This is a genomic window from Nocardia sp. NPDC003979 (assembly GCF_053605015.1).
Window position 1 is genome coordinate 268,231 of record NZ_JBSGIJ010000009.1, and the last position, 9,583, is coordinate 277,813.

Sequence of the window (9,583 nt, forward strand, 5' to 3'; positions counted from 1 at the left end):
CACCGAAATCGCCCCTAGGAGCTGCCGGTGACTTCCGATCATGTCGCGGTCGACGACCCGACCCAGGTGCAGATCGCGGTGCTGGAGAGCGTCGCGCCGCACTGCCGCCACGACCCGTATCCCAGCTACGAAACCCTGCGCGCCGCAGGGCCGTTCGTGCCGGGCCCGCGCGAGACCCACCTGGTGCCGCGACACGCGCAGGCCCAGGCGATCCTCAGTGATCCGCGCGGGAGCCACGCCGAGGAACCGGACCTGCTGCACGGCGACAGCGAGGTGGAGCTGCCCGGCTCGTTCCTGTGGATGGAACCGCCGGACCACACCCGCCTGCGCGGCCTGGTCGGCAAGGCGTTCACCGCCCGCACCGTCGCGGGCCTGCACGAGCGCGCCGACCGGCTCGTCGACGGGCTGCTCACGGCGATGCTGGCCGAGGGCGAGACCGATGTGCTCGAGGCGCTGGCCTACCCGGTACCGCTGACCCTGATCTGCGAACTGCTCGGCGTCCCCGCCGAAGCCCACGCCCACGTGCGGGAGATCTCCGCCCACATCGCGCGCGGCCTCGACCCCGACACCCTGCTGAGCCCCGAGGAGCTGGCCGCGCGCACCGAGGCGGTGCACGCGTTCGACGCGTTCTTCGGCGACCTGGTCGCCCGGCGCCGCGCCGACCCGCGCGACGATCTGATCACCGCACTGGTGCACGCCGAGGAGGCCGGGGTCCGGCTGACCAGGACCGAACTGATCGGCACCCTGCTCATCCTTGTGGTGGCCGGGCACGAGACCACGGTCAACCTCATCGGCAACGGACTGCTCACCCTGATCCGCCATCCCGACCAGTTCCAGCGGCTGCGCGAGGACCCCGCACTGTGCGCGCCAGCCGTCGACGAGGTGCTGCGTTACGACCCGCCCGTGCACCTGACCACCCGCACCGCGCGGCACGAGATCGAGCTCGCCGGAAAGACTTTCGCCCCCGGTGACGCGGTGATCGTGCTGATCGGCTCGGCCGCCCGCGACCCCGAAGCCTTTCCCGAGGCCGACCGCTTCGACATCGGCCGCTACTTACCGGGCAAGCGCCCCGAACGGCACCTGTCGTTCGGTCTCGGCCTGCACTACTGCCTCGGCGCGCCGCTGGCCCGCCTCGAGATGCAGGCGGTATTGCGCGCCGTCGCCACCCGGGTCGAGCGGATGCACCTGCTCGCCGAACCGCCGTATCGCCCGAATGTGGTCGTGCGCGGCATGTCCGAACTGCGAATCAGCCTGGAGGGCCGATGAGTACCGCTGTCCCCGCCGACCTCACCTTCGACGCCTTCGCCCCCGACCACCGCGCCGACCCGTATCCCGCCTACGCCCGGGTCCGCACCGCCACCCCGCTGTTCCCGTACGAGCTCGGCGAGGTGCCGGTGCGCCTGGTGACCCGCTACGAGGAGTGCGCGGCGGTGCTCACCGGTGCCGACTGGGGTCACGGGTACGCGGCGGGCATCAGTCCCTTCCGGGACACCAGCGCCGCCATCCCCGGCTCTTTCGTCCGCATGGACCCGCCCGAGCACGGCCGCTACCGCAAGCTGGTGGCCAAGGCGTTCACCCCGAAGATGATCGGCGAGATGGCACCGGTCGCGGGCACGGTGGTCGACGGCCTGGTCGACGCGGCCCTCGAGCGCGGCGAACTCGACGTGCTCGAGGACCTGGCGGTTCCGCTGGCCGTCGCCATGGTCGCGGTCCGCCTGCTCGGCGCCGACGCCGCCGACGGGCCCAGCTTCCGCGCCTGGCAGTTGGCCATCGCCCGCGGCAGCGACCCCGACTCGCTGCTCGGTCCCGACGACATCAGCGCCCGCACCGACGCGGCCATCGCCTGCATGGGCCACTTCGCTCGGCTCATCGCCGAGAAGAAGCAGCGGCCCGGCACCGACCTGCTCAGCGAACTGGTCGCGGCCAGCGTGGACGGTGACTTCCTCACCGAGCCCGAGGTGATCGGGATGTCGCTGCTGCTGCTCGTGGCGGGCATGGAGACCTCGATCAACCTGATCGGCAACGGCATGCTCGCCCTGCTGCGCCATCCCGATCAGCTCGCGCTGCTGCGCGCACAGCCCGAACTGATCGGGCCCGCCATCGACGAGATGCTGCGCTACGACGCGCCCACCCAGTTCACGATCCGTGTCGCGCTGGCCGACACCCGGGTCGGCGAGCACAGCTTCCGCCGCGGCGACGGCGTCGTCGTGCTCACCGGCTCGGCCAACCGCGACGAGCGGGTCTACCACGATCCCGACACCTTCGACATCACCCGCTTCACCGGAAACCGCCCGCCGCGTAAGCATCTGGGCTTCAGCCTCGGCATCCACTACTGCGTCGGTGCGCCGCTGGCCCGCATCGAGGCCGAGGCCGCGATCCGCACCCTGCTGGACCGGGCGCCCGAGCTGGCGCTGGCCGAGCAGTCGATCGAGTACCGGCCCAGCCTGATCCACCGCGGCGTCCGCCACCTCCCGGTGACCCTGTGACCGCGCCGCGGCAGCACGCGCTCGTCATCGGCGCCGGGGTCGCCGGGCTGCTGGCGGCGCGGGTGCTCGCCGAGCGTTTCGACCGGGTCACCGTGGTGGAACGCGACGAGCTGGACGCGAAAGAGACTGTGCGCCGCGGTGTTCCGCAGGCCTGGCATCTGCATGGCCTGCTCGACCGGGGCCGCCGGATCATGGAGGAGCTGTATCCGGGCTTCACCGTGGAGGCCGTCGCCGACGGAGCGACCGTTGCCGAGGTGCTCGTCGGCACCCGCTGGTATGTCGGCGGTTCCCGGCTGGCGGCGGGCGCGACCGGACTCACCTCGCTGATCGCGACCCGGTCGCTGCTCGAAACCGTGCTGCGCAGACGCACCCTGCGGATGCGTGGCATCGAACTGCTGACCAGGACGACCGTGCAGGGCCTGATCGGCGACACACAGCGGGTGCGCGCCGTCCGGGTGACCGGCCCGGCGGGGGAGCAGACCCTGGCCGCCGATCTGATCGTCGACGCCAGCGGTCGCGGCTCACGAATCGCCCTGTGGCTCACCGCGATCGGTGCGGAGCCGCCCGACGAGGAACGCCTGGAGGTCGATCTCGGCTACGCGTCGCGGTTCTTCCGGCACCGGCCGGGTCAGCTCGACGGCCAGGCCTCGGTGATCGTGTCGACCGGCGCCGACGGGCGTGGTGGCGGCGCGGTGCGGGTGGAGGGCGACCGCTGGCACGTCACCCTCGCCGGGATGCTCGGCGATCATCCACCGACCGACGAGCAGGGTTTCCGCGCGTACGCCGCGTCGCTGTCGGCGCCCGATATCCACACCATCGTGGCCGGCTCCGACCCGCTCGGCGAACCGGTCCCGTACCGCTTCCGCACCGCCGTGCGCCGACGCTTCGATCGCCAGAGTGCCGCGCCCGCGGGGCTGCTCGTGCTCGGTGACGCCCAGTGCGCGTTCAACCCGCTCTATGCCCAGGGCATGACCGTGGCCGCGCTGCAAGCCGCCGCTCTGCGGGGCAGCCTCGACGCCGACGACCTGCCTGCCCGTTTCTACGCGGCCGCCGCCGACGCCGTCGCGGTGGCCTGGCAGTTGGCCGCCGGCTCGGATCTGCGCAATCCGGGCGTCGAGGGCAGGCGCACCCTGCGCACCCGGCTCACCGACGTCTTCGTGACAAGGGTGCAGCGCGTGGCCCACCACGATCCGCGCGTGGCCAGGACCTTCCTGCGAGTCGCCCACCTGGTCGACCCACCCGCCGCGCTCACCGCGCCGGGCACGCTGCGCCGCATCCTCCTGCCCTGACCACCCCCACGAGGAGACCGACCCATGACCTCCACGATCGACACCGACGCCGTCCAGACCGCCCTGATCCAGCTGTTCGGCCCCGACGGGCGCGCCGACCCCTACAGCCCCGCCCGCGTACTGCGCGAAGCGGGTCCGATCCACCAGACCCCGCTCGGCCACCACGTGCTCACCCGCTACGAGGACTGCGCGGCGGTGCTGTCGACCACCGCGTGGAGCCACGCCGAGGAAGCGGCGATGATGCACCCGACGGTATCGCCGGAGAACGCCCCCGAGGAACTGCCCACGTCGTTCCTGTGGATGGAGCCGCCGGACCACACCCGCCTGCGCAACCTCGTCACCAAGGGATTCACCCCGCGCATGGTGACCCGATTGCGGCCGCGGATCGAGCAGCTGTGCGAACAGCTCGTCGACGACGCCGTGGCCGCAGGCGAATTCGACCTCGTCGAGCTGATCGCCTACCCGCTGCCGTTGATCATCGCCTGCGAACTGATCGGTGTGCCGAAGGAGGCCTACGACCAGGTGCACCGCTGGTCGCAGGACCTGGCCCGCGGCTTCGATCACGACTACACGCTGCCCGAGGAATGCCTGCGGGCGCGCAGCGCGGCCTCGCGCGGGTTCATGGGCTACTTCCGTGAGCTGCTGAACGAACGCCGCGTCAGCCCGCGCGACGATCTGCTCAGCGCGCTGTCCCAGGTCGAGGATCGCGGTGACGTGCTCTCCGAGCAGGAGCTGCTCGCCACCTGCATCACCACCTTCGTCGCCGGGCACGAGACCACCGCCAATCTCATCGGCACCGGCATGCTGCGCCTGCTGCGCAACCCCGACCAGATCCAGCTGCTGCGCGACCGTCCCGAGATGCTCGCCCACGCACCCGACGAATTGCTGCGCCTCGACCCGTCGGTGCAGATCACCACGCGCGCCGCGACCCGGCCGATCACCGTCGCCGGGCACCGGTTCGAGCAAGGCGAAGGTGTTGTGGTGCTGATCAATTCGAGCAACCACGACCCCGCCGCCTTCCCCGACCCGGAGCGGCTGGATGTGACCCGCTACTCCGATCCGAAGAACCCGGCCAAGAAGCACCTGGGCTTCAGCCTCGGCATCCACTACTGCCTCGGCGCCCCGCTGGCGCTGCTCGAGATGGAGATCCTGCTCGACGTGCTGTTGCGCAAGGTCGGCTCGCTGGAACTGCGCAGCGAGAACCCGCCGTTCAAGCCGAATGTGGTCATCCGCGGCTTGGAATCGCTGCCGGTTGCGGTCACCCCGGCCTGAACGACGAGTTGGTCGGCGACTACCGGGAACCGCCACCGTTGCCCAATTTGCGGCTGAGGAGAAGGAGCAGCCGGTCCCAATGGCGTCGCAGTGCGGAGAGATCGAAGTCGTCGGTGTCGGACATGGTGAAGCCGTGGACGGTGCCGGGGTAGATCTCGGAGGTGTACTCGACGCCCGCGGCAGCCAATGCCTGGTCGAGCCGACGGAGATCCTCGGGCGTCAGATCGGTTTCGGCGTGGCCGAAGTGGACTTCGGCGGCGAGTTCGGAGAGATTGTCGAGGCCGTCGGCGCCTACGGGGGCGTGGAATGCGGCGAGGGCGGCCACCCGGCCGGGGTGGGCTACAGCGGTGCGCACCGCCAGTAGCCCGCCTATGCAATAACCCGTCACAGCAACGGGTCCGGCGCTGACCTCGGGTCGGGTGGTGAGGAACTCCAGGTAGGCGTCCGCGTCGCGCAGCGCACGTTCGGCGGTGTGTGCCTCGATCAAGGGCATCAGCTGGGCGAACAAGGCAGAGCGGGCGTCTTCGCCGATGTGTTCGGGCAGTTCGATCACCGGTGCCGGGCCGTGCCGGTAGAAGAAGTTGGGGACGAGCACGTAGTACCCGTGCCCGGCCAGTTCCTCGGCCATCTCCCGCAGCACGGGCCGCACACCGAAACCGTCCGGGTACATCAGTACGCCCGGGTACTGCTCACCAGAGTCGGGGAAGGCGGCGAACGCGTCGGCGTGGCCGTCGAGGATGGGGATCTGCAACGTCTCGGTATGCATGGATTCTCCTGTCGTGGTTGATGTGTGGAGCCTGTGATCAACACGAAGGAGGCGGAGCCCGCGCAGCGGCGCTGGATCTTCGATCGGACAACGGGCCACGGGCCCGTGCGGTGCTCAGAAGAGCACCGGGTCACCGATCCGTGTGTGGCGCAAGGCCGTCCCGGTAGTCATCGACACGAACTATAGCCCCACGGGAAACAGTCGCCGCCGCGCACCGACAGGAGCCGCTCGATCAGCGGCGTAGCAGGTCGACGACGCCGGTGGTCGACTCCTTCCCGCCGCCCTCGGCGACGCGGCGTTCCATCAGTGTCATGAAGGGCTCGAGAAGTTCCGGGCTGACGCGCTGTTCCAGGGCGGTACGTCGCAGTGTGTCGTTCGTCGTGGCCATCATCGCCAGATTCGACTCCACGTCCTGCGTGTAGTCCCCGCTCGCCAGCTGCGCGGCAGTGCCGAAGGCGTAGCCGGCCATCGCCTGCTGGTAGGCCACCATGAGTGGCGCGAATTCGACCGGTGAGATGTCCTCGCCACCGACGAGAGCGAACGCGTGTGTGGCGCCCGCGAACATGCCCCACATCGCACTGAGCAGCGCGATGTCGTACAGCGCTGCGAAGCCGGCGTCGGTGCCGACGTAGGTGACGCCGGCGGGCACCGCCAAGGCCTCGGCATGGGTCTCGTGCAGCCGCGCCGAACCGCTGTAGAAGACGTACGCACCGGGCCTCGGCGGGTGTGCTCGTGGTCAGGTTGACGACGTCGCGGCCGGTCAGATCGACGCCGTCGAGGGTCGCGCGCACCGACGCGTCGTCGAGGAGACACACCACCACGAGCGCGTTCGCGCCGACGGCTTCGGCAACGGTCGCGGCGACCGCCGCCCCCGCCGGGGCCCGCCGGGGGCTGCGGTTCCACACGGTGACGGTGTATCCCGCCGCGAGCCACGAACGGGTGAGGGCCGAGCCCATGTCGCCGAGCCCGAGGACGGTGAGCCTTTTATTTTGTTGTCGGACATGCGGTGATGATCCTCTGGCCGCTGAGCGAACGCCCCTACCGCTTCGGTGAGTTGCGCCGTGAGGTGAACGGCGTCACCGAGAAGGTTCTCACCACGCAACTGCGCGAATTGGAGGCCGACGGGATCGTCCATCGCACGGTGTACAACGAGGTCCCACCCCGCGTCGAGTACTCCCTGACCCCACTCGGCGAGCTCCTCAACAACGCACTGCTCCCCTTGGAGGCGTGGGGTCGCGAACACCTCATGGGTGAAGAGGTCGTCCGGTCCGGCTCCTGAGCCGGTTCAGGTGGTCGACGTCGGCCAGTTGCGCGGTATTCCCAGAATGGCGCCGACGCTGCGGATCGCCGACATCACCGCCCGAATATCGTCGGGTCCTTGCCCGAAAGCCTCGGTGCGGTCGTCGATGCGGAAGGGGCACAGGTAGGTGTGCGGGCGATTCGGATCCCGGCGCGGCCGCGCGATGGTGACGACTACCGGGCCCGAGGAAGTATGGACTGCGCGGGCTCCCAGCGGCGGACCGAACGCGCGGGGGTCGGCCGCACCCGCGCCTGAAGCGTTGGGCAGTAGCCGAGGTAGGGCAGGTGTTCTCGGCTGACCGGCCGCTGCTCCCTTGGGCAAGTCGACTCGGGTCGCGGTGTTTTCGACCTCCACAAGTGCGGCGTAGACGGCGGCCAACCTGTCCGGGCCCCGGACCTTGTGTTCACGGCTACCGCCGACCTGATATGTGCACAGCCAGTCGTGCGTCGATGTGTCGTGTCGTGGCTCGCCGATCTCTACGCGCACCTCCCGTTCGCCGTCCCTGACGGCAGTCACGACGATCACTTCGCCCCGTTCGTTGTTCACTGATCCTCCTGAATACGGAATGATTCCGCGTGTGGACGGCGATGCCATGGCCGGACCGCCGCCCGGACAGATCCGTATCGGGGCGGAGGTTCAGCGACTGTGCTGCTCCGGATTTCCGCGACACGGGGAAAGCGGCTCAGAGTGTGCGGCTCCCGATCGATTGCGCCAGGAACGGCCAGGAAGTACGCAGATCGTCTTCCCAGTAGCCCCACGAATGCGTACCTACCGGCCGCTCGTCCAGAGTCACCGGGATGTCCAACTCGCGCAATCGATGTGCGAGGTTCATCGTGCAGAAGTGCACCGCGGCCTCGATCGGCCCACCGAAGGCGATCTGAATCGGCAGCGGAATTCTGCCGTCCCGCACGCGCGGATCGGCCGGCGTGTCGTGGGGTGCGGCGGGAATTCCGCTCCCGGTGCTCAGGTAGATCGCGGTGCCGCGCAGCCCTTCCGCGTTGACCAGTGGATCGTTGGCGCGCCACAGCGGCCCGGTGCGTGGGCCCCACATGTTCTCGACGCTCTGCCCGCCGCCCCAGTTCTCCACCGTGATCCGCACGAATTCCTGTCCGATGGGGTCCGAGGTCTGAGCGCAGCCGCTGTAGGAGGCCACGCTGCGCCAGAACCCTGGTTTGGCGATCGCCAGATTCAGCACCGAGGTTCCGCTCATCGAAACCCCGACCAGGGTTCGGTTGCCGTCGGCGCGCAGGAAGTCCTCGATCACCGGCGGCAGCTCCTCGTTGAGGAAGGTCTGCCACTTGTTGCGCCCCAGCGCCGCATCGTCGCGCACCCAGTCTGTGTAGTAGGAGCTGGCACCACCGACCGGGATGACGACGTTGACGTCCTTGTCACGCAGGAAGCCGACGGCATCGGTTTGCGCGTCCCAGCCGCTTCCACCGGGGCCGCCTTGTGAGCCGTTGAGAAGGTACATCGTCGGCCGCGGATTCGAGGTGTCGGCAGCACGGATGACCTGCAGCGGAATCGGCCTGTTCATGGCGGGGGAGTACACCGTCACGTTGAGTTGCCGGTCGTCCACCGCGTCGGCGGACAACACCCTGGCCGGCTCGGGTGCCGCGGTCGCGGAGGTGACCGAGCCGCCGAGTGCGCCGGCGATCAGGAGGCCGACAAGGGTCGATCGCAGGGTTGCTGTACGGGTGGGACGATGTTGTCGCACTGTCGAGAACCTCTCGTGCCGGTCGCGTCCTCCGGATGAGGACATCACAGGGTGTGCCGGGGACGGATCGGCTACCCGAAACGGCCCTAGCGGAAGTTCGCGCTGCCCCCGTCCGCGGTTTGGTCGTTCGGATATCTGGTGCAAGCAGGATTGGGCGCGCCACGTCATCGCTTCGGCGCCACTGTTCATCGCGTTGATCCCAGGTCGGTGTCTGCGGCTGTAAACCTTTGTGTGCGAACGACTTCGGGGTATCGGTGCGGCGTGCGACACTGGCACGGAGGTAGAGATCGGTGCGCGAGACCGGTCTGATGAATCCGCGAGGCCGGTCTGTCGGGGAGGTCGTTGTGTTGCTGTTGGTCGACCCGGATTCGGAGTTGTCGTCCGCCGAGGAGCGTTTCGCCGACTGGGTCGCGTGGAGTCCAGCCCAGGCCGGTGTGGTGTTGCTCGACGTCAACGTTCCGTACCGCGGTCAAAGCCGTCGGCTCGACGCACTGATCTTCACCCGTCAGCGGTGTATCGCGGTTGAGATCAAGGGATTCCGCAGCGTGCAGCACGGGACGTTGATCATTCCGCCGAACGGGCCGTGGGTGATGGACGACGGTGAGGTCGCCGACATCTCCGGCAACGGCTACAACCACGACCCCGTCAGCCAGGTCCGCGAGAACTCCTCGGCGGTGAAGAACTGGGCCACCAGCGCGACCCGGCGGCCATGCTTCGTCTGGGGCCTGGTCGTGGTGATGCTGCTCCCCGGCCAGG

10 protein-coding genes and 1 pseudogene are annotated in these 9,583 nt (G+C 69.2%); 6 read left to right on the forward strand and 5 right to left on the reverse strand.

Annotation, left to right across the window (positions count from 1 at the left end):
- Positions 1 to 27 precede the first annotated feature (27 nt).
- From ACWEVR_RS20780 to ACWEVR_RS20795, 4 genes are read left to right on the forward strand one after another with little or no spacing between them, the layout of a single operon-like run.
- Positions 28 to 1,266 (forward strand): cytochrome P450, encoded by a 1,239-nt coding sequence (locus ACWEVR_RS20780; protein ID WP_452468293.1) that lies wholly within the window; start codon positions 28 to 30, stop codon positions 1,264 to 1,266.
- Complete coding sequence (locus tag ACWEVR_RS20785; RefSeq protein ID WP_452468294.1) at positions 1,263 to 2,486, forward strand: cytochrome P450; 1,224 nt, start codon at positions 1,263 to 1,265, stop codon at positions 2,484 to 2,486. The genes ACWEVR_RS20780 and ACWEVR_RS20785 overlap by 4 nt, the downstream gene beginning before the upstream one ends.
- Positions 2,483 to 3,775 carry an NAD(P)/FAD-dependent oxidoreductase gene (locus tag ACWEVR_RS20790; protein ID WP_452468295.1) on the forward strand — a complete coding sequence of 431 codons (1,293 nt, stop codon included), beginning with the start codon at positions 2,483 to 2,485 and terminating at the stop codon, positions 3,773 to 3,775. Before ACWEVR_RS20785 ends, ACWEVR_RS20790 begins: the two co-directional genes overlap by 4 nt.
- A gap of 24 nt (positions 3,776 to 3,799) precedes the next feature.
- On the forward strand, positions 3,800 to 5,047 hold the full coding sequence (locus tag ACWEVR_RS20795) for a cytochrome P450 (protein WP_452468296.1): 1,248 nt from the start codon (positions 3,800 to 3,802) through the stop codon (positions 5,045 to 5,047).
- Between the two features lie 19 nt (positions 5,048 to 5,066).
- Here the strand turns inward: ACWEVR_RS20795 and ACWEVR_RS20800 are convergent, their stop codons facing one another.
- The 3 genes and pseudogenes from ACWEVR_RS20800 to ACWEVR_RS20810 form a co-directional block, all read right to left on the reverse strand.
- Positions 5,067 to 5,813 (reverse strand): dienelactone hydrolase family protein, encoded by a 747-nt coding sequence (locus ACWEVR_RS20800; protein ID WP_452468297.1) that lies wholly within the window; start codon positions 5,811 to 5,813, stop codon positions 5,067 to 5,069.
- A gap of 232 nt (positions 5,814 to 6,045) precedes the next feature.
- Entirely contained in the window at positions 6,046 to 6,462 is a 417-nt protein-coding gene (locus ACWEVR_RS20805) for an imine reductase family protein (protein WP_452468311.1), read from the reverse strand.
- A 76-nt stretch (positions 6,463 to 6,538) separates the two neighbouring features.
- Positions 6,539 to 6,781, reverse strand: a pseudogene (locus ACWEVR_RS20810) (NAD(P)-binding domain-containing protein); the annotation flags it as partial.
- A gap of 41 nt (positions 6,782 to 6,822) precedes the next feature.
- On the opposite strand from ACWEVR_RS20810, the gene ACWEVR_RS20815 reads away from it, so the two are divergent.
- Positions 6,823 to 7,092: a winged helix-turn-helix transcriptional regulator gene (locus tag ACWEVR_RS20815; RefSeq protein WP_452468298.1), complete on the forward strand. Its 270-nt coding sequence runs from the start codon at positions 6,823 to 6,825 to the stop codon at positions 7,090 to 7,092.
- A 6-nt stretch (positions 7,093 to 7,098) separates the two neighbouring features.
- Here ACWEVR_RS20815 and ACWEVR_RS20820 read toward each other — a convergent pair whose 3' ends face one another.
- Both ACWEVR_RS20820 and ACWEVR_RS20825 read right to left on the reverse strand, forming a co-directional pair.
- A complete protein-coding gene (locus tag ACWEVR_RS20820; RefSeq protein ID WP_452468299.1) occupies positions 7,099 to 7,659 on the reverse strand; it encodes a DUF6968 family protein in 561 nt (186 codons plus the stop codon).
- A gap of 136 nt (positions 7,660 to 7,795) precedes the next feature.
- Positions 7,796 to 8,827 carry an alpha/beta hydrolase gene (locus ACWEVR_RS20825; protein ID WP_452468300.1) on the reverse strand — a complete coding sequence of 344 codons (1,032 nt, stop codon included), beginning with the start codon at positions 8,825 to 8,827 and terminating at the stop codon, positions 7,796 to 7,798.
- Positions 8,828 to 9,171: 344 nt separating this feature from the next.
- Here ACWEVR_RS20825 and ACWEVR_RS20830 point away from each other — a divergent pair.
- Positions 9,172 to 9,583 (forward strand): nuclease-related domain-containing protein (locus ACWEVR_RS20830; protein WP_452468301.1); only part of this gene is annotated, 412 nt, incomplete at its 3' end.